Source organism: Bacillus cereus, from assembly GCF_002564555.1.
Classification (GTDB): domain Bacteria; phylum Bacillota; class Bacilli; order Bacillales; family Bacillaceae_G; genus Bacillus_A; species Bacillus_A cereus_K.
In genome coordinates, this window is sequence record NZ_NUVD01000104.1 from 230,457 (window position 1) to 255,638 (window position 25,182).

A 25,182-nucleotide genomic window follows, 5' to 3' on the forward strand; every position below is an offset into this window, starting at 1 on the left:
CCACCTCCGCTCTATTTACAGAAAATATGTTTACCAATTTTTTTAATTTGTGGACGAGACCAAATCCATTTACTTGTCGCAGTATCCGGATTGAAATAATATAAAGCATTCCCTGTTGGATCCCACCCATTAATTGCATCTAGTACAGCTTTTTTCGCTGTTTCATTTGGCGTTAAATATATTTGTCCATCCGCTACAGCAGTAAATGCTCTCGGTTCAAAGATTACACCTGAAATGGTATTTGGGAATGATGCACTTGTAACACGGTTTAATATAACCGCTGCTACTGCAACTTGTCCTAAATACGGTTCACCACGTGATTCCCCATATACGGCGTTTGCCATAAGCTGAATGTCATTTTGAGAATAACCGTTTGGAACATTTGTCCCTTTACTTTGTGGCGGTTTATTTTCTTGTGCAGTGCCGCCACTATTTCCTTTATTTGTTGTAGTACCTTTATTAGCAGTCGACTTATCATACTTCGTTGCCTTAACAAGCTTCTGCTTCGTTGTAGCCCCCGCTAAACCATCTACAGGTAGTCCAAATTTCTCCTGAAAATTCCGAAGTGCCCAGTATGTACCCCATCCGAAAACACCATCTACTTTTCCCGTATAAAACCCGTTATATTTCAGACGAGATTGAAGTTCAATGACATCTTCACCGGATGCTCCTCTTTGAATGACTTGATTCGAAAAGGCTTCTACATTTTTTAATTGTATACTACTGACCATCAAAGATAGTCCTATGAATACAAGCACAATTGCCATTTTAATAACAGCTTTTTGACGCATAGTTTCCCTCCTTAATTAATAGAAATTATTTCTTGGTTATGTTTTGTAAAACCATCTCTTTTATGTAAAGAAGACAAAAAAATCCAAACTTATATCGTTGAAAGAATAAGTACACAATATACAAAAAGGATAAAAGGAGTTCATTATGAAGCAATTGTTAAAGCGTATCGCACTCGTATTTCTTTTATTAACAACATGTTCAAATATATATATAGAATCATCAATTGTTCATGCACAGCCGCCTTATGCGAAATGGGGTAAACTTGCTGTAGAAAAGACGAAAGAACAATACCCAAAAGCAGAGATTGTTGATTATCTTCATATAGGTAGAAAACCAAAAACAGTACAAGTAACAGTTGAAAAGTTTAAATTGTGGCTACGGGAAAATGGAAAAGAATATGGTGTTTTTGTAGATGTAGAATTTGATACGAAGACGGAGAAATTTATAAAGATGTCATTTCATAAAACAAGTCGCTAAAATTAAAACCCCACTGTTTACAGTGGGGTTTCTTAATTCCTATTTAATTGTTAAAATTCTTTCCTTACATTTCGATTCCCTAACATTTTCACAAATATACAAATAGCACCAATTACAACTGCAATCCCAATACTATATAAAAGCACTCTACCATATCCACCAATTCTCGGATCTAAAAACGGATAAGGATACCAATTCACGATAGGACCACGTATTAAGCTATACACAATGTAAAAAATCGGGAATAAGAGCCAACTCGTAGCGTGTTTCCATGTAATGGTCTTCGTAGGTGGATTTATAACCCAATCTAATATCATTGCAATTGGCATGATGTAGTGCAGCACTGTGTTTACCCAAGGAATCGGTGTTTGAAGGGATTCCTCTAAACCCCTTAACAACAAAAAATAAATAAGACCTGTTGTTAGTATGTATACTGTAGCTGCACCGCGAAGAACTCCAAACTGCTCTGATCGACCAAATGTAGCTGTTCCAATGCTGCTTAAAAGTAGGATGAATGCAACTAAGATGTTACTTTCGATAGTGAAGAAACTAAAAAAATTAGTTGGATTAAACGGTTTTACTTGTGCCCTCGTAACAAATTGAGTAATCAGTGCACTAAACGCTAAAAGGCTTAAACAAAGTCTAAATACCGCTATCATTTTAGCACTGTTCATAACATATTCCCCCTTCCTTATATATAATGGGAATTTTGTTGCACATGCTCAATAAATAATTTTAATGGAACAAGTCCACGTTTTGGCATATGACTACTCATAACAGCGACAAGTTCTAACTGCGGAATGATAACAATGTATTGCCCTCCGTATCCCATAGCAAAATACATACAATACGGTATGTGAAATCTTCCGTTATTTAGTACCCACCAGTGAAATCCATATGCCCCAACGTGCTCATACGTTTCAAATAGAGCTTGACTCGATTCTTTTATCCATTTCGATGATACTATTTCATTCCCCTGCCAATTTCCATTCTGTAAACATACTATGCCTAACTTTAATAAATCTTTAGATTTCATTTTCATACCGAATCCGCCGACATATATACCTTGTGGGTCTTGTTGCCACTCATATTCGGTAATTTCTAACGGCTCAAATAAATGTCTTTTCGCGAACTGTTCTGTCGACATTCCGGTAGCTTTTTGAATGATATAGCTTAGTAAATGGGAAGAACCTGAGTTGTAATTCATTTTTGTAGCAGGTTCTTCAATTATTGGTTTTTCTAATATGTACTGCACCCAGTTCTCTGATTCTACAAAATCATTTGGGAAAACAACACCATTCCCAAACTCTTTCCAGTCTTCTCCTGTTGTCATCGTCAATAAATGATAAATTGTTAATTCACTTTTTTCTTCTGGGACATTTGAAATCCATTTTTTTATTGGCGTATGTATATCATTTATATATCCTTTATCAATTGCAATACCTATTAATATGGATACAATACTTTTTGTAATCGAATTTATTTTATATAAGTTATTTTCACATTCTAATGTTTTATAATATTCAGTCGTTAATTCACCTTTTTGATAGACGAGAAATGTATTCACTTTTTTCTTTTCGAATTTATTTTCTAGTTGTTTGAAATCCAAAAACTTTACCTCCAATTAAATAGTTACTTGATTTATTATATCTTTTTCATTCACTGAATACATAATTGTGCTCGAATAAAAAAATAAACCTGTCAGCCAAACTGACAGGTTTATTTCTATAATTTCGTACGAACATTCCAAAGCTCTGGGAAGAACTGTTGGTCAAGTACGCGTTTTAAATATGATACACCAGAAGAGCCACCTGTTCCCATTTTATGTCCGATAATTCGTTCTACCGTTTTCATATGACGGAAACGCCATTGTTGTAGCCAGTCTTCAATATCGATTAATTTTTCAGCAAGCTGATATAGATTCCAATATTTCTTCACGTCCGCATACACTTCTATCCAAGCCGCTTCTACAGTTGCATCCTCTTCGTAAGGCTGCGTAATATCACGGTTTAACACATCTTGATGAATTGGGAATCCTTCTTTTACAAGTGCTTGAATTGCCACATCATACAAGCTTGGTGCATGTAGCGCTTTATGAAGACGAGCGTGTAATTCTGGATCCTTTTCATAAATTTTTAATGCATGTGGTGTTTTATAACCAAGTGCATACTCAATCATGCGATATTGATACGATTGAAAACCTGAAGCTTGACCGAGTGAATCACGAAACTCAATATATTCTGATGGCGTTAACGTCGCAAGAATATCCCAAGATTGAATAATTTGAGACTGAATTTTTGATACACGTGCTAACATTTTAAAAGCTGGTTGTAATTTATCTTGCTTAATTGATTCAATTGCCGCATTCAGTTCATGTAAAATGAGTTTCATCCAAAGCTCGCTAGCTTGATGAATAACGATAAATAACATTTCATCATGATGATCTGATAATCTCTTTTGACTAGATAATAAGCTATCTAATTGTAAATACTCCCCATATGTCATGTTTTCTTTAAAGTCCGTATGAATTCCTTTTTCCATTATTACCTTTTCGTTTTCTTTCATATTAGCCAAACGCCCCTTTTTTATGTTTCTACTTATATTGGTCTAATCACTGCTCGAACTGGACTACCATCTGCATCTGTTAATGCAAGTGGTAATGCTATTAGTTCATAATCACCGTCTGCTACATGATCTAGTACGACATTTTCTAAAATGTGAATTCCGTGTTTAAATAATTGATGGTGTGCTGCTAATTCTTTATCATCTAATGGATCAACTGATGGTACGTCCACCCCAATTAAACGAATACCCTTCTCTGAAAGAAATGGTGCAATATCAGCGCGTAAATGAGGAATTACATCTGGGAATTCATTTGCTTTACCATGTGAAGATGTGCGTAGCAACAATCGTTCTACACCTTCTAAATTAAAGTTTTCTAATTCTTTTTTTCCAATGCTCTCAAGATTAGAAACGTCAATGATCCGCGCTGGTCCGACATATACTTGAACATCTAAATCTATTACTTTCTTACCCTCATTATCAAAGTGAAAAGGTGCATCAATATGAGTACCTGTATGAATACTCATCGTTAACTTTCCGACATTTACTGAGCCACTCTCTTCTTTGGACCATGAAACTTCATACGAGAATGGTGTATCTCCTGGCCACGTTGCGATATTATTGTTTAATGGTTGTGAAATATCAATCCAATGTGATGGTTTCATGCTTACGCCACAACCTCTCGCTTATTTTCAAACTGCTTATATTCTTCTTCTTTCATAATTTTCTTTAAAATCCGAACGGAATTCCATACTTCCTCGTACGTATTATATAAGGCTACTGGCGCCAGTCTCACGCCGTTTGGTGCCCGGAAATCAGGGATTACTCCATTCGCTTTTAACGCTTTACATATGCGCGCTGCTTCAGTGTGCTCTAAATAAATATGCCCGCCTCGTTTTTCATCCTCTAACGGATTTCCGATTGTAAATCCGAAATCTTTTAATTCATAATCAATTAAATCTAGCATGTATCTCGTAATATGTAGGGATTTTTCACGTAACCTTTCAATGCCAGCTTCTTTAAAGATTTCAAGAGAACCGATTAATGGCGCAGTACTTAATACGTGAGGTGTACCAATTTGATACGCACCTGCATGATCAGCTGCAGTTAATATATGCTCCATATCAAATTGCTTATCTTTTCTAGAACTAAACCAACCAGATAATCCTGGGAGTCTATTAAAGTGTTGTTTATTTACATATAATCCCGCAACACCACCAGGGCCAGCATTTAAATATTTATAATTACACCATACAGCGAAATCAACATCCCACTCATTAAAATGGTGCGGAATCGAACCTATTGAATGACATAAATCAAAGCCAATATGAATACCGCGCTTATGTGCTTCTTCTGTTAAACGTTTCATATCAAGAATTTGTCCACTTCTATATAGTACAGAAGGTAACAAAATTAAAGCGATATCATCGGTCATTGCCTGAATAATATCATCTTCAGAAAGTGTTCTACCATCACGGCTTTTCACTCGTACTAAATGCTCATCTGGATCTAAACCTTTTAAACGAATTTGGCTCTTAAGTGCATATATATCTGACGGGAATGTTAACTCATCAGCAAGAATTTTTGTACGTACACCTTTCGGCTCATAAAAAGTTGCAATAACTTGGTGTATATTTGCCGTTGTAGAACCAGTTACAATTGTTTCTTCTGGTAAAGCTCCAATAAGAGGTGCGGTTAATTCACCTAATTTCTCTGAAAGGAAAAACCACGGATGCTCTCCTTCTGTCCAGCCATCAATACCAAACTCTTTCCATGAATCTAGCAACGTAAGTAACGATTTCTCTGCTCTTTTCGAAAGCAGCCCTAATGAGTTTCCATCTAAATATATTGTTCCTTCTTTTTTATAAAATTCAGTTTGAAAATCTTTCAGTTCATCATGTTTATCACATTCAAGCGCATACTCATAAGTTGGTTGAAATGGTTCTTTATACATGGTGTCACCTTCTCTTAATTTTCTTTTTATTCTAACTAATTGAAATATATCATCTTAGTTGATATAACGTCAATGATATTATGTCAGTTGACTTTATATATGGACTTCTTTTACAATACAGTTATATTTTCAGACATTTCAGTATAAAGAGGTGATTCTTTGGAAAATTCTACTCTTTCAACAAGAAAACACCGCTCCTTAGAAACAAAACAGAAACTATTACACTCCGGTTACACTATTTTTATTAAAAATGGATTTCAGAAAGCGACAATCACGCAAATTATTAAACATGCAGAAACTGGTTATGGAACAGCATATGTATACTTTAAAAACAAAGATGCTCTCCTTATCGTTTTGATGGAAGATGTTATGAATCGCTTTTATGATATTGCTGAGCGCTCTTTTTCTCCTAAAACAAAGTTAGAAGCATGTGATATGATTCAAAGCCAAGTGAGGGCATTTCTACAATTAGCTGAAGAAGAACGGGCTATCTTGCAAGTTGTCGAAGAAGCAATAGGAGTATCAGGAGAGATATATCAAAAATGGAATGAGATTCGTGAACGCTTTATAAAAAGTATTACGCAGGATATTACCCATTCTCAAGAAAGTGGATTAGCGCAGCCTGAATTAAATAAAGAGATTGTAGCACGTGGTTGGTTTGCGATGAATGAAACGTTTCTTTGGACAATTGTGCAAAATAATAATGAAATAGAACTAGAAGAAATAGTGTATACACTAACGGAAATGTATACGACAGGATTATATAAATAGCACACTCATTTACATAAGTGTGCTATTGTATCGTCTATAAAAATATTTCATCTGGGTATGGTAACGCTAAAGGTGGCTTTTCAGTTAAAGGGAAATATTGTAGTTTTAAAGATTCACCATCTATCGATTTCAGATTGCCACCAATAACTTCACACTCAAATACAACAACAATATATTCTACTTGATCTCCATTCGAATATGTATGACGGAACTCTTTCCCTCCAAATACCCCTTTTTCTTGTTTTACTTGAACTTTTAATCCTGTTTCTTCCCAAACTTCTCTAACTATCGCTTCTTCTGGAGTCTCTCCAAGTTCAATTGCTCCAGCTGGCAAACTCCAGTAGTCTCCTCCAGGATATTGAAATAAAGTATCACCCTGCTTATTTTTTATAACAGCAGCTACACTCGGCATGAAAATAAGTTCATGTCCTAATTTCTTACGGATTTTTGCATAGTATAACGACATTGGCAAAGCATCCACCCTCCTATTATAATTCTAATCTTCGGCTATATTGATGGCTTCAATTAATGGTGATGCACTAAAACTGTATTTCGAAGATAAAAAAATAGAACATATCCTTAGCACTTCTCAACTTAATTATTGGATAACAGAAAAATTTTGTATTGATAAGGAAATATACCAAACAGCTACTGAAATCTTCAATCAGAAAACTTCAAAAAAATAAACCGTTACTCAATATGTTACAGTAACGGTTTATTTTAAATATTTTATGAGTGATATAATGATACAAAATAACGATGTAGGTATAAGCACAAGCCCCATAGTCTTATTTTCTTTTTTATCCTTCTTAAAGTGTTGTATTCCCATACCAGCAAGCATAAAACCTAACAGTAATTGTAAAATGAGCATACTTTGCTTCGAATCATCATTCCAACTATAAATGGAATATCCCATTATAATAATCGCGAGTATGAATGTGGTAATTCTAATCATAAGAACACCTCCTGTTTTATTTTATTGTTTTAACCTGCTTACAATTCCAACAATAAACTTAAACTCATCTCTACTTTTCCTTACTTTCTTAAAACCCTCTTTCGTATCAAAAATAAAACATGTTTTCCGAAACCAAACACGGACATAAAATGATTCAAAATAAATTGGTTTCACAATTCCTTTTTCCTCAAATTCAGTACCATCTATATTTTCGGTCTCTGTTCGAACAAACCATCTATTCCCAATACCAATTTCAATATACTTCACTTTCAACTCTCCTTCAGGAAATCTTTTTTCTAATTATTCTATTATTTCCCCGGCAAGCGCATATTCCGACAGAACTTGAGCGAAAAAGAAAAAGTAGATTACAAAAATCTACTTTTCAGCCTATTTTTTTGCATTCGCTTATTTCCCGTCCTTGCGACAAAATGTAAATATGTTCTAATACATTTAATAATTCTCGAATATTTCCTGGCCATTTATGCAATGCGAGTTCATTACAAATACTCTTTGGAAATTACACATTCCATTTCTTTTTCTCGCAAAAATGTTGTATGAAATACGGAATACCTTCTATTCTTTCTGATAATGCCGGAACAAATAGTGGATAAAAGTGTTTTTAATAAAAACTAGAAAGACGACGCGAATATGTTTAAATGCGAATATCTTAATGATACTCTTTATTCTTTTTTAGTAGAACTATATTTTGTATAATGGCTCCAAAGAGAATACATAACCAAAACCACTTTTGTGGATTGTCATTTATAAAGAAAACTATAACCGCTATTGCAAATAAAATCGTGGATGCTAAACTAATATATAATTTTGTTCTGATTTCCATCGAGCTTCACTCCCTATCATTTTACAGTACATAATAACTCTTCATTTTTCATCTCCACTATGTACTCTCGTAAAACATATTCTTTCCCGCCATGTTTTTCATACCAATCATGTATTCTTTTAACATGCTTCTCGTCACTTCTAATTTTCGATTCAATTTCTTCATAATTTTCATAACTATCATATTCCCATATGGCAAATATTTCAGTCGTACCATCATTATTACCTTTCATCCAACGTCCTATTAAACGAGAACCATATTTTAATTGATTAGGTAAATTAGTATGATTGAAATGGTCATTAAATATTTCTATAAATTCATTTTTTACTACATAGTACTTCCTTCTGTAAAACATTCCACCTCACCCCTTTTATGAAATGTATTAGTAAACCTTCCCATTACTACCGTATTATAATACTTTCCATCCGACAGCCTTTTATCATTTTTCAGAACACCTTCTACTTCAAAACTTAATTTTTTATAAAGCTGAATGGCTTTTTCATTTGTCTCTAGCACTTGTAAAGATATCTTTTTCACTTCATTTTCGTCAACCCAGTTAATAGATTGTTGTAATAAGTTCTTACCCATTCCGTATCCCCAAAACTCTTTTAATATACAAACGCCAAACTCGACTTTATGAGATAATCTCTTCAAATTAGATCCTTCGCATCTTGAAAATCCAACGATTCGATTATGTACTTCTATAACTAAAAAGAGATTCTTCATTTCTTCACTATCTGTTTTTATTATTTCCTGAAATCCCTTCGCATCAATAAATCCTTCTCCAGCTTCTCTATCCATATTTTCAGTTTCACCATCGATCTGCACACGTATTTTTGATAACTGATTCGCATCTGTCTCAGCCGCTGAACGAATGGTATAAACTAATCCATTTATATGAAACTCTTGCTCTTTTATAATCATTGCAAACTCCTTTCAAATTGAGTAGACTCCGCTATTATTACTTTCTTACCCTGTTTCTCAAACTCTTGAATTAATTCCTTGTTTGCCTCTTCATCCGTTATAATAAGATTAATTTCATTTAATGATTCCCCTTTTATAAAGCACTCCACACCAAGTTTGTTATGAGGAGCTAAGCAAATATTTCTACGTGCAATTTCACTTACTTTTTTGCTGAAATAGGCAACTTCCGGTGTTGTAGTACTTATACCTTTCAATGAAATACCACCACCTGTAGAAAAATAAAGATCAATAGAAAAACTACTAATTACTTCCGAGGCAAGTGTATCCGTAATATTCCCTGAAGATTTTACCTTGCCACCTATTAAATACGTATCAATGTTCTTACATTCCCGTAACTTACTAGCTATTTCTATAGAATTGGTGATAACTGTAAATGATATTTCCGGTAAATATTTTAACATTGCATAATGAATAGAAGTCCCGCCAATAAAAATTGAATCACCTTCTTGTATATAAGATGCAGCAATTTTGGCGATTGCGTCCTCATATACTGAACTATCACTATAACGTTTAGCTGGTTCCACAGCTAAGTTTCTCACTCGCGCGAGTTCAATGGCACCACCGTGCGTTCTTTTTAATAACCTGTCCTTCTCCATTATTGACAGGTCTCTTCGTATAGAATCAATAGACATATCGAATCTTTCAGCAAGGTCCTTTGCGATTACTCTTCCTTCTAATTTAAGCAATTCTAAAATTTTCTCTCTACGTTCTTCAGTGAACATATTACCACCACCGTTATTGAAAATTCAGAAACTTAATTTCTAGTTCAATTATATGCACGTTTTTTCCGTTTTACAATGTATTCCATCAGATAAACTTCCTTTTTATGCACGGTTCACAAATTGTTATTTTATGTAAAAAATAGTATAATTTAAATAACGATCATATTTAAAAATTCAACAGCTATACTATTCATAAAAAGGGGTGCGATTAAAAAATGGTTTTCCGTGCAAATGTTAATGTTTCCTTAATATTTCTTATATTTTTAGTCACTTTCATAATGAGTTCTATACCACTTCTCTCTCTATTTATGTATGAAACATTACCTATTGTAATCATTTTGCCAGTCATCTTTCTTACTACAGCAGGTTTTATATTATGGTACGCAAATTCTATTACATATGTTTTCTATGAAGATTACTTATTAATTAAAGGCGGACCATTCAAAAGTAAAATCTCATATGAAGACATAACAGAGGTTTCTTCAACAGAAGAATCATTCACTGGTTACCGAATTACATCATCTGAAAAAGGTATTGAATTATTTTCTAAATCTGCTATCGGTGGAAGTATTAAGGTTTTACCCGTGGACAAAATAGAGTTCATTACGGAGTTAAGAAATCGATGTCCTAATATACAAATTCCTAAATTCGATTAAAGTATAGTTTAAAAAGGCTACAACTCGTCTTACACATGAGTTGTAGCCTTTTATTTATAATCAAACCCGTTTTTTTACCCTATTAATTTTCCATCTACATAACCTATAAAAAGCAATGAATCCGTTTATTATATCATTCCAATAACCATTTTTTCTAAAGAGAAAATGTAAAAATATAAATATTCCATCTGTTCCCCCTGAAACTTCAAAATATTTATAAAAACAAAAAGATGAAAAACATTTTACATGTACAGGATTTACCTGGGCAAAATGAACATGGAGATTGGTTAGCTTATGACTTTACTAGAGAATTATTACCTTATTGACCATCAGAATACTTCTGTAATTTCCGAATGTAAATAATTTGACCGATATGATATGCATTATGAGTTGTGACATTCGCTAGCACTTCCCACCACTTTGCAGAAACAGGAAATCCCACTACATCACTTTCAACCTTTTCTTCATTAATGAGATTTTGCCATTGTAACAGTTTCTCTAATAGTTTTTCTCTTAACTCCTCAAATGTTTGATTATTTGATAACATAAAACTTTTGTTATTATCTTCAATAGCAGGTACTGCATTAACATTTGATTCTTTGTACCTTTTTTGCCACGTCGAGTTCCAATACAGTAAATGTTGTACAATTTCAGCTATACAATTACTCTCTTCATTTGGTTTCCAGAAAGCTTCTCTCTCAGATAAATCCTTAACTGCATCTGAAAATGGAATATACCAACTCGGATCATTCGCATTTGCTAATAACTGATCTGCTAATACATCTTTCGCATGAGCCATATTGCTTCCCTCATTTCATTATCATATTACTATACACTACTCTATATACGCTGATTCCCTATAAACCCCTTTTTTACATACAAATTGAACTCATAATTAATGTAAGAATAATAGATTTTCTTTTCATTACTCGTTATGATAAAAGAAAAAGAAAGCGAGCAAAAAATGAATAAAAAAATCGCAGTTATAACCGGGGCTTCAAGTGGATTCGGTCTTTTAACAACACTTGAGCTTGCGAAAAAAGACTATTTAGTCATAGCTACAATGCGGAACCTTACTAAACAAGAAAATTTACTATCTCAAGCTACTAAACTCAATCTACAACAAAACGTAACAGTTCAACAATTAGACGTAACCGATCAGGATTCTATACATAACTTCCAATTATTTTTACAAGAAATAAACAGAATAGATCTTCTCATAAATAATGCAGGATATGCAAATGGAGGCTTTGTAGAAGAAATCCCAGTAGAAGAATACCGTAAGCAATTTGAAACGAATTTTTTTGGAGCTATATCCATCACACAACTTGTCTTACCTTATATGCGTAAACAAAAAAGCGGAAAAATCATTAATATAAGCAGTATTAGCGGTCAAGTCGGATTCCCTGGTTTATCCCCTTATGTATCTTCAAAATATGCATTAGAAGGCTGGAGTGAATCGCTTCGCTTAGAAGTAAAACCTTTTGGAATAGATGTTGTTTTAATTGAACCAGGTTCTTATAACACGAACATATGGGAAGTTGGTAAACAACTAGCTGAAAACCAATCTGATACAACCTCTCCTTACAAAGAATATATGGATAAAATACAAAAACATATTAATAGTGGCAGTGATACATTTGGTAATCCGATAGATGTTGCCAATAAAATCGTTGAAATTGCTGAAGCAAAGCGTACAACATTACGATATCCAATTGGAAAAGGTGTTAAATTTATGATCTTTGCGAAGAAGATTCTTCCTTGGAGATTGTGGGAGTTTCTTGTTTTGAGGAGTTTTAAGAAGATGTAATTAAATTCACTGAAAAATTATGTGAGGGGTGCTAATCAAATGTTAGGTTTACCATTTGGTAAAGTATTTTTAGTTCCGTGGACCGAAGAATGGGAAATTGAATTTATAAAAGAGAAACAATTAATTGAGGAACAAATTGGCGAACATATTTTAGCAATACACCATATTGGAAGTACTTCCATTCCACATTTAAGTGCAAAACCTATTATTGATATAGCGATTGAATTAAAAGATTTCAAAAATGGTCTAAAGTGTATTCCAAGGTTAGAACAATTACATTATACATATAGAAAAGATGTATTACCCGAAAGATATTATTTCAATAAAGGTGAACCAAGAACTCATCAAATTCATATGTATGAACAACGGAATACATATTTAATAGAACAATTAAGTTTCAGAGATTATTTAAGAGATCATAAAACTGCTCGCATGCAGTATGAACAGTTAAAAATTCAACTTTCACAAACCAATCCTAATGATAAACATAAGTATGCAAAGGACAAAACTAGTTTTATTAAATGTATATTAGATAAAGTAAATGATTAAAAACATATCCCTTTTTAAAACAAAAAGTAACCATTTATCACCTAACAGATAAATGGTTACTTTTACTTCATCCCCTCGTTTTCTTCTTTACGTTAAAAACGGCTGGAAGTAAAGTAGCAATGAAATCATAATAATAAATGCAACTAAGCCGATTATCGAAAGAATGTATTCTTTCGATTCCCTATCATATTTCCACTCCATCCATGCCCGTAACGTCCATAAAGTTCCGAAAAAAATGAACATAACATATCCTACATTTTCGCTATTTATATAAGTAAAACAAGTTATGAAATAAATAAAAAATAATACTATTTCCAATTTCATATGCAAACTATTCACATACTTATAGCCGAAGAGCCCCCTCTTCTTCATATTCAATTTTTTTCTTAGAAACTGTTCTAAAAAGTAACCAACTATACCTAGTACAATAATAATAATAAAAATAGTAGAGGTTCCCATTGTGCTCCCTCCTATTACCTAATTTATTTTTAGAAATAAATTCGATTATATTATGATTACTTTCTGCTAAACAATTTAAAATTCCATCAATTTATTAATGTACCCTCAATAATTATTTTGTCATGCAGCAGGTGGAACGAAGTAAAATAGCATCGAGGTCATAAAAACAAATGTAAATACTCCAATTAGTGAAAATATATAATCTTTCGATTCTCTATCATACTTCCATTCCATCCATGCTCTTAAGATCAACGTACCCCCTAAATAAGTGAAAATGACATAAGCAATATTAATACTTTCGAATTTAAAGATAAAAATAAAGCTAGTTATTAAATAAATAAAAAGTAGTCCTATTTCCAATTTTTTATGTAAACTATTTACATGTTTTTTATATCCCCAAAAACCTATCTTTGGCATATTCAATTTTTTTCTTAAAAACTTATCAAAAAAATAGACAGCTATACAAAAAACAATACTTATAATCCAAAAAGTAGAAGTTCCCATTAACATTCCTCCTATTACCCCATTGAATTATCTAAAATAAAGTGAACGATATTACGGTTATTCTCTTCTAAATAACTTAAGATTCCTTCAGGGTATGTTGGCTTTGCCTTTAATTCCTCTATACTTTTCCAGATTAAAATAATATCCTCATGCTCTTTGTGCCTTATTTCATTTGTAACTACTTCTCGAACAGTTCCCCAATGTATTAATGTACAGTGATGTCCCTTTTCTCCGTTCCATTCAAAAATATTCTCATTTACAACTGCTAATTCTTGAACAAAAACTTTTAAATTATATTCTTCCCATAGTTCTCGTGCTATTGCTTTTTTTGCCGTTTCACCAAATTCGATGGAGCCACCTGGAAAACGGTAAAATGATTTGTTCTCGTCACATTGAACAAGTACTTTAGAATGATCTTCATTTAAAATCATTGCTTCTGCACGTAATCGAGGACTTTTCATTGCTTCTCTCCCTTTAATTGCTTATTATATGACATTGCTATAGGGCTGTAATTAATACGTATTAAATAAAAAAATATAGAATCAGCCCTGTTATCATTAATGATACAGCCCCACCTAAGGACATCAAGAACTCTCTCGATTCCCTGTCATATTTCCATTCCATATATGCATCAAAACTATATAACGTAATTAAAAACAGAAAAGGTAGAAAGCCCATGTATAGGGGGTTTGAAAGAGAAGAACATATAATAATAACCACTATATAAGAAAAAATAATAATTCTGTTTCCCCATTTATGAGACTTGTTTACATATTTATTATTCCATCCTTTTTGTTTCGGTATATTCATCTTTTTTCTCACTATATTTTCTAAAACACCTAAGAATAAGATCCATAAAACTAATACAATGACTTTCACATGAAACAGAGAGGTATCCTCCTTTACTTAACCGTTTGGATTTTCTCAGGCTGATCACTCGGATACGTAGCATTCCCTTTGTTTTCAACATCCCAACTAGTAATTGTGGCACTATCTCGCCCTAATTGATGATGAACGTGCTCTAATACATTTCGAACACACTCTGTTAACTCTTTCTTATTTCCATTCATATCTTCATACAAATTTAATGACTTTTCATATCGGCGTTCCCCGCATTCTAATACCCCATCTGTCACCATTACAATTCGATTCTTTCCAGTACGTAATTCACGAATCCCTGAAGAATAGCACGGAACGGGTAAATCAAATGTATTAACATTACCAATCCATTCGTAAAAATGACGTTGATTTAATGTATATTGTCCTAATTTATGTAATTCTTCATGAAATACATACACTAGACAATCGCCAATAGATAGCCACCATATATAATTTTCTTTTCTTACACATATTAAGCAAGCTGTTTCACCTTTAACCTTTTGGCACTTTTCTTTAAATGAGGAAGATTGAAAGATCGCAAGTATATGATTTTCAATAGAGCGAAATACTGTTTTAATTGATTCTTTCATAATCGTTTTTATATTTTCATATTCTTTTTTGATTGCATTTACTACTAAATCAACACTTTCTGCACTATTATGTCCGTCTAAAATAGCAGCGAATTCCCAATCACCATTTGACCAAACTAGCGCACCATCTTCATTCTTTTTCGCCCCAGCACTTATATTCCCGCCATATTTACCAAGTACAATATCACCATATTGCTTAACCGAGATTTCACCTAGACACATTTCCCTACTTCCAACCCATGAATATTGTGTATTATTTGTTGTATGCATACTCATTTACCATATACTTTCGTATTCTTTCACATAGTTTTTGTATTTGCTCCGAACCTCCATGCGGGGCACCTGTCCATCCCGCTACTTCAGTTGGTGACCAAAATTCTTTCGGTGTGTTCGGATAACGCGGTATGATGTGCATATGCATATGAGGTACACCGTTCCCTGAAACAAAAGCGTAAATATGTTCTGCCCCTTCGCTTTCTTTTAGCACTTTACTTACTCTACTAGTTATAAGTCCAAATGCTTTTGCCTCATCTTCAGTTAATTCAGCAAGACCAGGTACATGTCTCTTTATATCAATCATTATGTAGCCAAGGTATGTTTCTTCTCTATCCCAATAGACATGTCCAACGTATATGAGATCATCTTCATAAATAGCACCGCCTGGAACTATAATATTTCCTTTATGTTTTTCGCAAATGAAGCAGTTTTTTTCTGCTTGATTGTTTATGGACATATTTATCACCATCCTTTTCATATATAATATCATAAAAAAAGGAAAAACAGGTTTTATATTCCGAAAATTCAATCTTTAAAATTGACAATTCTGCATTAAAAGCAACAACAACTTTTACTCAAGTTGCATATAGAAAATTTCCAACTCATTATCTCTTCAAAACTGTAATCCCGACTCCAATTACAATCCCAATTGCAATCCCGATTACTAAATTATTAGTATATAAACCAGGAAAGATGCCGATCACAATCCCTATAGCCATACCTATGGTCATTGCATCATTTCTTTTTTTATTATTAGACAAAATACCCTCTCCTCTCATAATTTCTCCCCATATAATATCCATTTATAGGAACGTCGCTGTCTCCTAATATATTCGCTATTCCAATTACTAATTTCCCAAAAATGTACTTTATTACTTTTCCATTCCCTCTACATAATCCTCTTCGTTTCAAAGGATTTTCAAGTCACCATTACATATACATAGGCATTTACTATAGGAAAGATCAGTAATTTATTGAAGGAGGAACGATTCAAATGCATCCTCATTGGAATCCAAATTTAAATCAACAATATGTTTACTCGCCCCACGCTGCAAGGAATACACTGCATTATGATTCCCAGTATATGATGCAGCGCATTGCAAGCCTTGAAAGCCAATTAGCGAAATTAATCTCATTAATCGAAGAGAATAATCATTTAATAAAATCAATGGAACAACAGCAAAACCAAGTTTGTGCACCAGCTGGCGGTTCTGTTATTGTTCGTATGTAATCTTTTCAAACATAAAAAACACACTTTGTATAATAAAGTGTGTTTTCTTTTTATCTTCTTTTTTGATGAAATCCTTGTGTAATGCGGTCTAATATAATCGCAATGACAACAATGGCTAGTCCAGCTTCAAATCCCATTCCGATATTTACTTGTGTAACAGAACGATACACATCGACGCCAAGTCCTGGTGCTCCCACAAGTGATGCTGTTACGACCATTGATAACGAAAGCATAATACTTTGGTTTACACCTGCCATAATCGTTCCGGTTGCGAGTGGTAATTGTACTTTAAATAATTTTTGTGATGCGGTTGAACCAAATGCATTCGCTGCTTCAATTAAATCTTCTGGAACTTGTCTAATTCCTAGGTCAGTAAAACGAATTGTCGGCGGCATTGCAAAAATAACTGATGCAATAATACCAGGAACAACACCTACTCCGAAAAATGTAATCGCAGGAATAAGATATACGAATGCGGGCATTGTTTGCATAAAGTCTAATGTCGGTTTTAAAAATTTTGAGAAGCGTTCATTTTGAGATGCTAAGATCCCAATTGGAATTCCGACAATGATTGAAATAATAACAGAGGTAAGTACGAGCGCTAATGTTTGCATCGTTTGTGCCCAATAGTTAATATTTAAAATAAATAGTAATCCAATGAGTGTAAAAATGACTAAAGATACTTTTCTCGTTGTGTACCAAATGAGGAAACATAAGATAATAATCATCAATATAGCTGGTATTATTGTTAAAAAATTAGTTAGTAAATCAACGAATCCACCGATAATATATGAGAATCCTCGGAACAAGCCTTCAAAGTGCTCATATAAACTCGCAACAAATGAATCGACCCATTCTCCTAACGGAATGCGCGGTATATTATTCATCGTCCTTCACCTCTTCCTCAATGTTACCTGCAAGAGCTTGAATGACACTTTCACGTTTAATAATTCCTCTTAGTCTTTTCTTCTCATCAATGACGGGTAACGGATATTTCATCTCCGCCATTTTTGCATACGTTTCCTCAAGTAAAGTATCTAAATAAACGTGCGGAATATCGTTAAGTAATAGATCAGCAATCGGCCACTGTTTTTGCACTGCTTTACTCGCATCATCTGCAGTTAATATACCTAAAAACTCGTACTTTTTGTTTACAACATATACTGTAGAAACACCTGCATTCCTCATAATTTGAAGTGCTACACGTGGACCACGATCAATGAGTAATGTTTCTGGTCTTTTTAAGATAGATTCCGCCGTAATTACTTTTCCTAAATTCACATCCGCAACGAATTTCTCCACAAACTCGTTGGCAGGACTCATCATAATTTCTTCTGGTGTTCCTATTTGTACAATTTCACCATCTTTCATTAATGCGATACGATCACCTATTCGAAGCGCTTCATCTAAATCATGAGTAATAAAAATAATTGTTTTCTCCATTTTATCTTGTAGTTCTAACAATTCATCTTGCATTTCTTTTCGAATGAGTGGATCTAACGCACTAAATGACTCGTCCATTAGTAATACATCTGGATTATTCGTCAAAGCACGCGCAATACCAACGCGCTGCTGCATACCACCACTAAGTTGACTTGGATAATTGTCTTTATGATGATCTAGCCCTACTAGCTGTAGCGATTCTAACGCCTTATTTTCTCGTTCCTCTACCGGAACTCCTTGAATTTCTAACCCGTAGGCAACGTTTTGTATCACTGTACGGTGCGGAAATAAAGCGAACTTTTGAAAAACCATACTCATTTTCGTTCTTCTCACTCTTCGCAGCTCTTCTTTTCCCATCGTTGCGATGTCTTCACCATCTATGTATATATGACCTGCGGTTGGTTTAATTAATTGGTTTAGCATACGAACTAACGTAGATTTCCCGCTACCTGACAAACCCATAATAACGAAAATCTCTCCGGTGTATACTTCAAACGTTGCCTTTTTCACGCCAACGTTCATTCCTGTTTCTTTTAAAATTTCCGATTTGCTTTTTCCTTCTTTTAATAAAGTAAGCGCTCTTTGTGGATGTTTCCCAAATACTTTTGTTACGTTTTCAACACGTACCTTTGTATTATCCATGTCACTACTCCTTTTCTACCCATCTATTTACATAGTGTTGCGATTTTATAAAGAAATATTACATAAAAATGACATTCATAAGATTTCTTTAAAATTCTCGTTTCCGTTCATAATAAGAATGCTTACCTATACATGTATTTAAAAAGGCAAATGTTTCTTAGGAGGTTTTCGATGAGGAAGAAAATATGGCTTATGGGTCTTGTATTATTTATTACTATGATTTTCACTTCATGTAATGCAACAAATGCTAATTCGAAAGGGAAAATCAAATTAGGTGTAACAAGTTGGAAAGAAAATATTGCAACTGCAAACATGTGGAAGGTTTTATTAGAACAAAAGGGCTATAAAGTTGAACTCATGTATTTAGAAAAAGCTGCGATTTGGACTGGTGTTGCTCGTGGTGATGTCGATGCTAATTTAGAAGTATGGCTACCAGTTACGGATAAACCACTAAATAATCGTTATAAAAATGACATTGTCTTAAAATCAAAATGGTATGAGGGCACTGGTCTTGGTTTAGTCGTCCCTTCTTATATGAAAAACATAAACAGCATCGAAGATTTAAACGCTCACAAAGATGAACTTGATAATAAAATTGTCGGAATCGAACCAGGTAGTAGCCTTATGAATTTAACGGATAAAGCAATGAAGGCATATGATATAAAATTAAAACTTGTCCAATCTTCAGAAGCTGCAATGATGAGCGAACTAAAGAAGGCATATACGAAAAAGAAACCAATCTCAGTTACGCTTTGGAATCCGCATTGGGGCTTTTCAGAATTTGATTTAAAATATTTAAAAGACCCTAAGAAAGTATATGGTGAAAAAGACGACATTTATTACTCTGTTCGTAAAGGTTTCGAAAAAGATCATCCTGATATTGTAAAATACTTTGATAAATGGAAAATGAACGATGAGCAACTTGGTACGTTAATGGTCATGTTAAATAAAACGAAAGATCCGGAAGAAGCTGCACGAAAATGGATTGAAAAGAATCAAACATTAGTTAATGAATGGATAAAAGATTAAAAAGCAGGCTAGAGAATATACATTACTCTCTAGCCTGCTTCATATTATTTTTTCGCAACAACATCATCTACAATCCCATATGCCTTCGCTTCTTCTGCCGTCATAAAATAATCTCTCTCTGTATCATGTGCCACTCTTTCAATTGGTTGGCCTGTTTTATCTGCAATCATTTGATTAATATCATGTTTTAACTTTAATATTCTTTTTGCAGTTATTTCAATTTCCGTTGCCTGCCCTTGTGCACCACCGAGCGGCTGATGAATCATAATTTCACTATTAGGCAACGCAAACCGTTTTCCTTTTGCACCTGATAAAAGTAGCAATGCACCAAATGATGCTGCAAATCCCATACAAAGCGTTTGCACATCCGGTTTAATAAGATTCATCGTATCTAATATCGCAAAACCTGCTGTCGTTGATCCGCCTGGGCTATTGATGTATAAAAATATATCTTTCTCTGCATCTTCTGCTTCTAAAAATAATAATTGAGCTACGACACTACTCGCTACTTGATCGTTAATTTCTGAACCGATCATTATAATTCGGTCTTTTAATAACCTTGAATATATATCATAGGAACGTTCTCCTAATTTCGTTTGTTCTACGACGTATGGAATTGTATTCATTTTTAATCCCTCCAATAATTGTTATGCCGCGCAAAGCATACAACTGTAGGAAGAAGGCTTTTTCGCATTAAATAATAAGACTGGCTGTTTAGATGGTAACTTAGTAAAATCTATTGTAGGAAGAAGCTTTGTTAACAATTCCGGCCTTTCTTCACGAATAGATGTTACTACAATTTCAATATCATCTGTGTATTCGACTATCTCAATTCCTTCTTCACTTACAGTTTTCAATCTATTTCTACTCCTAAATAAAGAAGCTTTCACTGCTCCTTCTGATACAGAACACACTTTAGCAATATCCGCGATACTATATTGAAAAACATCCTTTAATAATAAAATTGCGGATTGTTGTACATTTAATGAAAATAACATTTTCCCTACCATTTCATGCAAATCAGCAATTTTCTCGTGTGGTTCTTCAAAAGTAATTTGTTCCTTTATTTTTTCATGAACTGATTTTGACTTTATCTGGTCTAACCAACGATTTCTAGCTATTTTATAAACAAGTGTCATGCAAATATCTTTATTACTATATTTTTGAAGAACTTTACAAACCGTTTCTTGGGCGAGATCTTCACCGTCCCATTTGTTTTTCGTTAAAAACATACAGTATCTTTTCAACTCTGCATGATTTTCAATTAAAAAATTTATATTTGAATGATTCATATCGATATGATTATTTAAAACCTGAGTTATTTTTGTGCACAAAATAACCACTCCTTTTCAGCGCTTACTTAATAAACGATTGATTAAACGAAAAAGTTACGGGGCTTATAAAAAAATAATGTTTATGTTCGATAATTCGCGGTCATAAATATGTTATGTACAATTTTACGTGAGGAGGAACAAATTTGCCAAAATTAACAATTGAAGGTGCGGGAACGTTTGATGTAAAAGAAGGAACAAAGTTAGTATTAGCTATTGAAGATAACGGTGTACATATTCTCCATCGTTGCGGCGGAAAAGCACGTTGCACAACTTGTAGAGTAGAAATTATAGCGGGCGATTTCTTGGAAGCAAGCTCAGATGAAAAAAATGCGATTACGGAAAAAGGAATTGAAGATCATTTACGCTTATCGTGTCAAATGCAAGTACATAAAGATATAGTCGTTCGTCCGGTACTTACAGTTGAAAATTCAGGTCTTGATGCTGGACCACGTCCGGCGGAGTAAAATGATGAATTTAAAACAGCTCGCTGGCGAATATGCTGCTGACTATGTAAAAGATGGAATGAAAGTTGGGCTTGGAACAGGTTCTACCGTATACTGGGCGATACAAAAATTAGGTGAACGTATCAAAGAAGGACTATCATTTCAAGCTGTACCGACATCAAAGGAAACAGAAGCATTAGCACAGCAACTAAATATCCCCCTGATTTCGTTAAACGACGTACAAAGTCTTGATCTTACAATTGATGGAGCGGATGAAATTGATTCTAATTTACAACTTATCAAAGGTGGCGGTGGTGCATTACTTCGCGAAAAAATTGTTGCTTCCTCCTCTAAAGAACTAATAATTATTGCTGATGAATCAAAAGTTGTGACACATTTAGGTACTTTCCCATTACCTGTTGAAATTATACCTTTTTCATGGAAGCAAACCGAAAGTAAAATTCAATCTTTAGGCTGTAAAACTACGTTACGTTTAAAAAATGATGAAACTTTTATTACCGATAACAATAACATGATTATTGATTGTATATTTCCTAATAATATATCTAATCCTGGCAAATTACACGAACAATTAAAAATGATTACTGGTGTAGTTGAAACAGGATTATTTATTAATATGACGAGTAAAGCAATTATCGGAACTAAAAATGGGATAAGAGAATTATAATGAAAGCTGACTTTTTGAAGTCAGCTTTTTAGTATGTTCTGCTTCTCTTAATAGCATCTTATTATGATATACTATGAAAACACAAACAAATCAGACTAGAAAGGACTGAACAAATTGCAATCCAAACTCATAACAGAACTTACAGATTTAGAAATTGCCTTTCATATTCGAAAAGAAGTATTTGTAAAAGAACAAGGTGTCCCTCTTGCAGATGAATTCGATACATTCGATGAAATCGGCGAGGAATGTAAACATATTTTAGTTTATTATAATGAGATTCCTGTAGGTACAGGCCGTATACGATTTGTTGAAGGAACTGGAAAATTAGAGCGAATTTGTATTTTAAAAGACTACCGTAAATACGGATTAGGAAAAGTAATCATTCAAACGTTAGAAGAAATTGCTTGTAACAAACAAGCTATAAAAGTGAAATTACACGGTCAAACACAAGCTGAAGGATTTTATAAAAAATTAGGCTATCAAACTTCTTCTGATGTATTTATGGAAGATGGTATTCCTCATATTCTTATGACAAAAGTATTGACGTAATAAAAAGGGTATTATATGAATCTACATTATGGATTCATATAATACCCTTTCTGTACCCTATTCGTCTGTTTCATAAAACCTATCATATTCTTCACTGTAATGGAATATTAATTTCCTTTTTAACCCTGCATTGGTTTGTGAATTATTGTCTTTCGAATTGCTGTTTAATAACTTTTTGATAATACTCATGCTTACTTAATAACTCATCATGAGTTCCAAAACCTGTAATTCTACCATCCTCTAATACAATAATTTGATCAGCATCTACTATAGTAGACAATCTATGTGCTATTACAAAAGTTGTTTGTTTATGAATTAATGTATTTATAGCCTTTTGTACTTGTTTTTCTGAATCAGAATCTAGATTTGCTGTAGCTTCATCTAATAACAGGAAATCCGCATCACGCATTAAAGCTCTAGCTATTGCAATACGTTGTTTTTGTCCACCTGAAAGTTGATTCCCTCTTTCTCCTACCTCCGTATTATAACCATCCGATAAACCAACAATAAATTCATGTGCATTTGCAAATGCTGCAATCTCTATCAATTTATCATCTGTAACCTTATCATTTTTTCCATATAAAATATTATCTCTAATTGTACCTGAAAAAATTGGAGTATCTTGCGAAACATAACTAAATTTCTGTCTCCATTCTTCTACATCTATATTTTTATAAGATACATCATCTAATAAAATATCTCCATTAGTTGGATCATAAAACCTTTCTATTAACGAAAATATCGTACTTTTTCCAGAACCACTTGGTCCAACTAGTGCTGTTAAAGATCCTTTCTTAATTTTAAAAGAAATGTCTTCAATAACATTCTCTTTTTCATCATATCTAAAAGAAACATCTTTAAACTCTAATTGTGCTGGAGATCCAATACATGCATTAGTAACAACTTGAACTTCCTCTTCTTCTTCTAATATTTCAAATAATCTTTTCATAGATCCTTTTGCCTCTTGAAAACTCGTTAAAAAATGATTCATTTGTATAAAGGGAACCATAATTTGAAACAAATACAATAAAAACGCTACTAACTCACCAGAACTAATAAGACCTTGATCTACCCTCCAGGCACCAAAACCTATTACACCAATTAGAACTATAGTAGTAAATGTCCCTAAAACCGGAGTTAATATAGAATTAAGTTTAGCCCTCTTTATTCCATTCTTATAAAGAAATTCAAAATGTTTTTGTCCATTTTCCGTTTCTTTCAATTCAGTATTATAAGATTTCACAAGCTTTATTTCAGAAAGGGTCTGTGATAAATAAGCCGTCAACTGAGACATTTTATTTTGTTCTTGAAAAGAAAGGTCATATACCTTCTCGCCCAATGGAATTACAATAAAAAGGGTTATCGGTACTACAAAAATCAAAACCAATGTCATTGGAACATCTAACGTAAATAAAATAATTAAAGAAAGTATTAGCGTTATACAACTCGTGATTAAATCAACAATTTCGGATGAAATTATATTCACTATTGTAGTAGTATCACTAGTTATTCTACTTACCATCTCACCAGATTTATTATCATTGTAATATTTTACAGGTAATTTTAAAAACTTCTCCCAAAGTTTTTCACGCAAGTTTTTCACTATTTCTTCCCCTACTTTAGATAGTAGATAAAGAGAAAAAGCTGAAAAAATGATTTCTAAAATTAACAAAATAGAAATTTGACTTATTAAACCAAAAGATATACCATTTGAAAGTTCATCCATTATATCCTTTATTAATAAAGGTATGATCAATGACATAACACTTGAAACTATAGATAATACTAATCCTGAGATAAAATGAATTTTAGAAGGATTAGTTATCTTCCACATTTTCTTAATTGAAAAATTATTTTCCTCGTCCATATTCTTATTACTCCTTTACATTGCTTAATTTAAATAGTATTTCAATATGATAATACAATTTTTTAACCACAAAATACCATTTTATCATTATAAAGCGAAATATGGAATAATTATAGAACTCCATCTATTTTATCTTACTATTAAGAATTTTTGTTTTATATTCAAAAAAGTGGTG

35 protein-coding genes and 1 pseudogene are annotated in these 25,182 nt (G+C 33.2%); 10 read left to right on the plus strand and 26 right to left on the minus strand.

Features of this window, described 5'->3' with window-relative positions:
• Positions 1-11: 11 nt before the first annotated feature.
• On the minus strand, positions 12-791 hold the full coding sequence (gene sleB, locus COI75_RS24665) for a spore cortex-lytic enzyme (protein ID WP_001249067.1): 780 nt from the start codon (positions 789-791) through the stop codon (positions 12-14).
• A gap of 145 nt (positions 792-936) precedes the next feature.
• Here sleB and COI75_RS24670 point away from each other — a divergent pair, with 145 nt between their 5' ends.
• Positions 937-1,269, plus strand: a complete 333-nt coding sequence (locus COI75_RS24670) for a DUF3889 domain-containing protein (RefSeq protein WP_000811611.1) — start codon at positions 937-939, stop codon at positions 1,267-1,269.
• 50 nt (positions 1,270-1,319) lie between these two features.
• On the opposite strand, the gene COI75_RS24675 is transcribed toward COI75_RS24670, so the two are convergent.
• The 5 genes from COI75_RS24675 to kynU all read right to left on the minus strand — a co-directional run bounded on the left by COI75_RS24675 (position 1,320) and on the right by kynU (position 5,785).
• On the minus strand, positions 1,320-1,943 hold the full coding sequence (locus COI75_RS24675; RefSeq protein ID WP_001083343.1) for a Pr6Pr family membrane protein: 624 nt from the start codon (positions 1,941-1,943) through the stop codon (positions 1,320-1,322).
• Positions 1,944-1,960: 17 nt separating this feature from the next.
• A complete protein-coding gene (locus COI75_RS24680; RefSeq protein WP_000346231.1) occupies positions 1,961-2,878 on the minus strand; it encodes a serine hydrolase domain-containing protein in 918 nt (305 codons plus the stop codon).
• Positions 2,879-2,994: 116 nt separating this feature from the next.
• Entirely contained in the window at positions 2,995-3,834 is an 840-nt protein-coding gene (gene kynA / locus COI75_RS24685; protein ID WP_000661960.1) for a tryptophan 2,3-dioxygenase, read from the minus strand.
• A 32-nt stretch (positions 3,835-3,866) separates the two neighbouring features.
• Positions 3,867-4,496: an arylformamidase gene (gene kynB / locus COI75_RS24690; RefSeq protein ID WP_000804617.1), complete on the minus strand. Its 630-nt coding sequence runs from the start codon at positions 4,494-4,496 to the stop codon at positions 3,867-3,869.
• A gap of 2 nt (positions 4,497-4,498) precedes the next feature.
• The gene (kynU, locus tag COI75_RS24695; protein ID WP_000276273.1) at positions 4,499-5,785 is read right to left on the minus strand and encodes a kynureninase; all 1,287 of its coding nucleotides are present in this window, start codon (positions 5,783-5,785) and stop codon (positions 4,499-4,501) included.
• 159 nt (positions 5,786-5,944) lie between these two features.
• Between kynU and COI75_RS24700 the strand changes: the two genes are divergently transcribed.
• Entirely contained in the window at positions 5,945-6,556 is a 612-nt protein-coding gene (locus COI75_RS24700; RefSeq protein WP_000431910.1) for a TetR/AcrR family transcriptional regulator, read from the plus strand.
• Between the two features lie 34 nt (positions 6,557-6,590).
• On the opposite strand, the gene COI75_RS24705 is transcribed toward COI75_RS24700, so the two are convergent.
• From COI75_RS24705 to COI75_RS24740, 7 genes and pseudogenes are all read right to left on the minus strand, one after another.
• Positions 6,591-7,028 (minus strand): NUDIX domain-containing protein, encoded by a 438-nt coding sequence (locus tag COI75_RS24705; protein WP_001132260.1) that lies wholly within the window; start codon positions 7,026-7,028, stop codon positions 6,591-6,593.
• Positions 7,029-7,271: 243 nt separating this feature from the next.
• On the minus strand, positions 7,272-7,511 hold the full coding sequence (locus COI75_RS24710; protein WP_000619424.1) for a DUF3953 domain-containing protein: 240 nt from the start codon (positions 7,509-7,511) through the stop codon (positions 7,272-7,274).
• A 21-nt stretch (positions 7,512-7,532) separates the two neighbouring features.
• Positions 7,533-7,778 (minus strand): DUF3977 family protein, encoded by a 246-nt coding sequence (locus COI75_RS24715; protein WP_000873839.1) that lies wholly within the window; start codon positions 7,776-7,778, stop codon positions 7,533-7,535.
• Positions 7,779-7,911: 133 nt separating this feature from the next.
• A pseudogene (locus COI75_RS24720) lies at positions 7,912-8,127 on the minus strand (sigma-54-dependent Fis family transcriptional regulator); the annotation flags it as partial.
• Positions 8,128-8,368: 241 nt separating this feature from the next.
• Entirely contained in the window at positions 8,369-8,707 is a 339-nt protein-coding gene (locus tag COI75_RS24730; protein ID WP_000499981.1) for an NIPSNAP family protein, read from the minus strand.
• Positions 8,680-9,276: a GNAT family N-acetyltransferase gene (locus COI75_RS24735; RefSeq protein ID WP_000584320.1), complete on the minus strand. Its 597-nt coding sequence runs from the start codon at positions 9,274-9,276 to the stop codon at positions 8,680-8,682. The genes COI75_RS24730 and COI75_RS24735 overlap by 28 nt, the downstream gene beginning before the upstream one ends.
• Positions 9,273-10,058, minus strand: a complete 786-nt coding sequence (locus tag COI75_RS24740; protein WP_000493633.1) for a DeoR/GlpR family DNA-binding transcription regulator — start codon at positions 10,056-10,058, stop codon at positions 9,273-9,275. The genes COI75_RS24735 and COI75_RS24740 overlap by 4 nt, the downstream gene beginning before the upstream one ends.
• A 215-nt stretch (positions 10,059-10,273) precedes the next feature.
• Here COI75_RS24740 and COI75_RS24745 point away from each other — a divergent pair, with 215 nt between their 5' ends.
• Positions 10,274-10,714 carry a PH domain-containing protein gene (locus COI75_RS24745; RefSeq protein ID WP_000231870.1) on the plus strand — a complete coding sequence of 147 codons (441 nt, stop codon included), beginning with the start codon at positions 10,274-10,276 and terminating at the stop codon, positions 10,712-10,714.
• 319 nt (positions 10,715-11,033) lie between these two features.
• Here the strand turns inward: COI75_RS24745 and COI75_RS24750 are convergent, their stop codons facing one another.
• Positions 11,034-11,513 (minus strand): DinB family protein, encoded by a 480-nt coding sequence (locus COI75_RS24750; protein WP_000929598.1) that lies wholly within the window; start codon positions 11,511-11,513, stop codon positions 11,034-11,036.
• A 165-nt stretch (positions 11,514-11,678) separates the two neighbouring features.
• On the opposite strand from COI75_RS24750, the gene COI75_RS24755 reads away from it, so the two are divergent.
• Positions 11,679-12,524 carry an oxidoreductase gene (locus tag COI75_RS24755; protein ID WP_002095605.1) on the plus strand — a complete coding sequence of 282 codons (846 nt, stop codon included), beginning with the start codon at positions 11,679-11,681 and terminating at the stop codon, positions 12,522-12,524.
• A 39-nt stretch (positions 12,525-12,563) separates the two neighbouring features.
• Positions 12,564-13,073 carry a GrpB family protein gene (locus COI75_RS24760; RefSeq protein WP_000901166.1) on the plus strand — a complete coding sequence of 170 codons (510 nt, stop codon included), beginning with the start codon at positions 12,564-12,566 and terminating at the stop codon, positions 13,071-13,073.
• A gap of 87 nt (positions 13,074-13,160) precedes the next feature.
• Here the strand turns inward: COI75_RS24760 and COI75_RS24765 are convergent, their stop codons facing one another.
• The 7 genes from COI75_RS24765 to COI75_RS24795 form a co-directional block, all read right to left on the minus strand.
• The gene (locus tag COI75_RS24765; protein ID WP_000537338.1) at positions 13,161-13,532 is read right to left on the minus strand and encodes a DUF4181 domain-containing protein; all 372 of its coding nucleotides are present in this window, start codon (positions 13,530-13,532) and stop codon (positions 13,161-13,163) included.
• A gap of 120 nt (positions 13,533-13,652) precedes the next feature.
• Positions 13,653-14,036, minus strand: a complete 384-nt coding sequence (locus COI75_RS24770; RefSeq protein WP_000537335.1) for a DUF4181 domain-containing protein — start codon at positions 14,034-14,036, stop codon at positions 13,653-13,655.
• Positions 14,037-14,050: 14 nt separating this feature from the next.
• Complete coding sequence (locus COI75_RS24775; protein WP_000841906.1) at positions 14,051-14,497, minus strand: NUDIX domain-containing protein; 447 nt, start codon at positions 14,495-14,497, stop codon at positions 14,051-14,053.
• 61 nt (positions 14,498-14,558) lie between these two features.
• Positions 14,559-14,915 carry a DUF4181 domain-containing protein gene (locus tag COI75_RS24780; RefSeq protein WP_000864844.1) on the minus strand — a complete coding sequence of 119 codons (357 nt, stop codon included), beginning with the start codon at positions 14,913-14,915 and terminating at the stop codon, positions 14,559-14,561.
• 23 nt (positions 14,916-14,938) lie between these two features.
• On the minus strand, positions 14,939-15,775 hold the full coding sequence (locus COI75_RS24785) for a PP2C family serine/threonine-protein phosphatase (protein WP_000557610.1): 837 nt from the start codon (positions 15,773-15,775) through the stop codon (positions 14,939-14,941).
• Positions 15,759-16,259 (minus strand): HIT family protein, encoded by a 501-nt coding sequence (locus COI75_RS24790; RefSeq protein WP_141530731.1) that lies wholly within the window; start codon positions 16,257-16,259, stop codon positions 15,759-15,761. The genes COI75_RS24785 and COI75_RS24790 overlap by 17 nt, the downstream gene beginning before the upstream one ends.
• Positions 16,260-16,386: 127 nt before the next feature.
• The gene (locus tag COI75_RS24795; protein ID WP_002095603.1) at positions 16,387-16,560 is read right to left on the minus strand and encodes a hypothetical protein; all 174 of its coding nucleotides are present in this window, start codon (positions 16,558-16,560) and stop codon (positions 16,387-16,389) included.
• A 215-nt stretch (positions 16,561-16,775) separates the two neighbouring features.
• Between COI75_RS24795 and COI75_RS26700 the strand changes: the two genes are divergently transcribed.
• A complete protein-coding gene (locus COI75_RS26700; RefSeq protein ID WP_000553349.1) occupies positions 16,776-17,012 on the plus strand; it encodes a hypothetical protein in 237 nt (78 codons plus the stop codon).
• A 50-nt stretch (positions 17,013-17,062) separates the two neighbouring features.
• Here COI75_RS26700 and COI75_RS24805 read toward each other — a convergent pair whose 3' ends face one another.
• Positions 17,063-17,899 (minus strand): ABC transporter permease, encoded by an 837-nt coding sequence (locus tag COI75_RS24805; RefSeq protein WP_001059833.1) that lies wholly within the window; start codon positions 17,897-17,899, stop codon positions 17,063-17,065.
• A complete protein-coding gene (locus COI75_RS24810) occupies positions 17,892-19,097 on the minus strand; it encodes a quaternary amine ABC transporter ATP-binding protein (protein WP_000370622.1) in 1,206 nt (401 codons plus the stop codon). Before COI75_RS24810 ends, COI75_RS24805 begins: the two co-directional genes overlap by 8 nt.
• A 171-nt stretch (positions 19,098-19,268) precedes the next feature.
• Between COI75_RS24810 and COI75_RS24815 the strand changes: the two genes are divergently transcribed.
• On the plus strand, positions 19,269-20,126 hold the full coding sequence (locus tag COI75_RS24815) for a glycine betaine ABC transporter substrate-binding protein (protein WP_001227655.1): 858 nt from the start codon (positions 19,269-19,271) through the stop codon (positions 20,124-20,126).
• Between the two features lie 44 nt (positions 20,127-20,170).
• Here COI75_RS24815 and clpP read toward each other — a convergent pair whose 3' ends face one another.
• Entirely contained in the window at positions 20,171-20,752 is a 582-nt protein-coding gene (clpP, locus tag COI75_RS24820; RefSeq protein WP_001092375.1) for an ATP-dependent Clp endopeptidase proteolytic subunit ClpP, read from the minus strand.
• Between the two features lie 21 nt (positions 20,753-20,773).
• Positions 20,774-21,460, minus strand: a complete 687-nt coding sequence (locus COI75_RS24825) for an RNA polymerase subunit sigma-70 (RefSeq protein ID WP_000337470.1) — start codon at positions 21,458-21,460, stop codon at positions 20,774-20,776.
• Between the two features lie 143 nt (positions 21,461-21,603).
• Between COI75_RS24825 and COI75_RS24830 the strand changes: the two genes are divergently transcribed.
• The 3 genes from COI75_RS24830 to COI75_RS24840 all read left to right on the plus strand — a co-directional run bounded on the left by COI75_RS24830 (position 21,604) and on the right by COI75_RS24840 (position 23,140).
• Positions 21,604-21,924: a 2Fe-2S iron-sulfur cluster-binding protein gene (locus COI75_RS24830; protein ID WP_001125373.1), complete on the plus strand. Its 321-nt coding sequence runs from the start codon at positions 21,604-21,606 to the stop codon at positions 21,922-21,924.
• A 4-nt stretch (positions 21,925-21,928) separates the two neighbouring features.
• On the plus strand, positions 21,929-22,591 hold the full coding sequence (gene rpiA, locus COI75_RS24835) for a ribose 5-phosphate isomerase A (RefSeq protein WP_001049977.1): 663 nt from the start codon (positions 21,929-21,931) through the stop codon (positions 22,589-22,591).
• 114 nt (positions 22,592-22,705) lie between these two features.
• Positions 22,706-23,140 carry a GNAT family N-acetyltransferase gene (locus tag COI75_RS24840; protein ID WP_001190871.1) on the plus strand — a complete coding sequence of 145 codons (435 nt, stop codon included), beginning with the start codon at positions 22,706-22,708 and terminating at the stop codon, positions 23,138-23,140.
• 142 nt (positions 23,141-23,282) lie between these two features.
• Here COI75_RS24840 and COI75_RS24845 read toward each other — a convergent pair whose 3' ends face one another.
• Positions 23,283-25,007 (minus strand): ABC transporter ATP-binding protein, encoded by a 1,725-nt coding sequence (locus tag COI75_RS24845; RefSeq protein ID WP_000343076.1) that lies wholly within the window; start codon positions 25,005-25,007, stop codon positions 23,283-23,285.
• Between the last annotated feature and the right edge of the window lie 175 nt (positions 25,008-25,182).

Coding starts and splice junctions, on each gene's coding strand:
- sleB (WP_001249067.1), bottom strand. CDS start 791: ATGCGTCAAAAAGCTGTTATTAAAATGGCAATTGTGCTTGTATTCATA.
- COI75_RS24670 (WP_000811611.1), top strand. CDS start 937: ATGAAGCAATTGTTAAAGCGTATCGCACTCGTATTTCTTTTATTAACA.
- COI75_RS24675 (WP_001083343.1), bottom strand. CDS start 1,943: ATGAACAGTGCTAAAATGATAGCGGTATTTAGACTTTGTTTAAGCCTT.
- kynA (WP_000661960.1), bottom strand. CDS start 3,834: ATGAAAGAAAACGAAAAGGTAATAATGGAAAAAGGAATTCATACGGAC.
- kynB (WP_000804617.1), bottom strand. CDS start 4,496: ATGAAACCATCACATTGGATTGATATTTCACAACCATTAAACAATAAT.
- kynU (WP_000276273.1), bottom strand. CDS start 5,785: ATGTATAAAGAACCATTTCAACCAACTTATGAGTATGCGCTTGAATGT.
- COI75_RS24710 (WP_000619424.1), bottom strand. CDS start 7,511: ATGATTAGAATTACCACATTCATACTCGCGATTATTATAATGGGATAT.
- COI75_RS24730 (WP_000499981.1), bottom strand. CDS start 8,707: ATGTTTTACAGAAGGAAGTACTATGTAGTAAAAAATGAATTTATAGAA.
- COI75_RS24735 (WP_000584320.1), bottom strand. CDS start 9,276: ATGATTATAAAAGAGCAAGAGTTTCATATAAATGGATTAGTTTATACC.
- COI75_RS24740 (WP_000493633.1), bottom strand. CDS start 10,058: ATGTTCACTGAAGAACGTAGAGAGAAAATTTTAGAATTGCTTAAATTA.
- COI75_RS24745 (WP_000231870.1), top strand. CDS start 10,274: ATGGTTTTCCGTGCAAATGTTAATGTTTCCTTAATATTTCTTATATTT.
- COI75_RS24750 (WP_000929598.1), bottom strand. CDS start 11,513: ATGGCTCATGCGAAAGATGTATTAGCAGATCAGTTATTAGCAAATGCG.
- COI75_RS24755 (WP_002095605.1), top strand. CDS start 11,679: ATGAATAAAAAAATCGCAGTTATAACCGGGGCTTCAAGTGGATTCGGT.
- COI75_RS24760 (WP_000901166.1), top strand. CDS start 12,564: ATGTTAGGTTTACCATTTGGTAAAGTATTTTTAGTTCCGTGGACCGAA.
- COI75_RS24765 (WP_000537338.1), bottom strand. CDS start 13,532: ATGGGAACCTCTACTATTTTTATTATTATTATTGTACTAGGTATAGTT.
- COI75_RS24770 (WP_000537335.1), bottom strand. CDS start 14,036: ATGGGAACTTCTACTTTTTGGATTATAAGTATTGTTTTTTGTATAGCT.
- COI75_RS24775 (WP_000841906.1), bottom strand. CDS start 14,497: ATGAAAAGTCCTCGATTACGTGCAGAAGCAATGATTTTAAATGAAGAT.
- COI75_RS24785 (WP_000557610.1), bottom strand. CDS start 15,775: ATGCATACAACAAATAATACACAATATTCATGGGTTGGAAGTAGGGAA.
- COI75_RS24790 (WP_141530731.1), bottom strand. CDS start 16,259: ATGAAAAGGATGGTGATAAATATGTCCATAAACAATCAAGCAGAAAAA.
- COI75_RS24795 (WP_002095603.1), bottom strand. CDS start 16,560: ATGAGAGGAGAGGGTATTTTGTCTAATAATAAAAAAAGAAATGATGCA.
- COI75_RS26700 (WP_000553349.1), top strand. CDS start 16,776: ATGCATCCTCATTGGAATCCAAATTTAAATCAACAATATGTTTACTCG.
- COI75_RS24805 (WP_001059833.1), bottom strand. CDS start 17,899: ATGAATAATATACCGCGCATTCCGTTAGGAGAATGGGTCGATTCATTT.
- COI75_RS24810 (WP_000370622.1), bottom strand. CDS start 19,097: ATGGATAATACAAAGGTACGTGTTGAAAACGTAACAAAAGTATTTGGG.
- COI75_RS24815 (WP_001227655.1), top strand. CDS start 19,269: ATGAGGAAGAAAATATGGCTTATGGGTCTTGTATTATTTATTACTATG.
- clpP (WP_001092375.1), bottom strand. CDS start 20,752: ATGAATACAATTCCATACGTCGTAGAACAAACGAAATTAGGAGAACGT.
- rpiA (WP_001049977.1), top strand. CDS start 21,929: ATGAATTTAAAACAGCTCGCTGGCGAATATGCTGCTGACTATGTAAAA.
- COI75_RS24845 (WP_000343076.1), bottom strand. CDS start 25,007: ATGGACGAGGAAAATAATTTTTCAATTAAGAAAATGTGGAAGATAACT.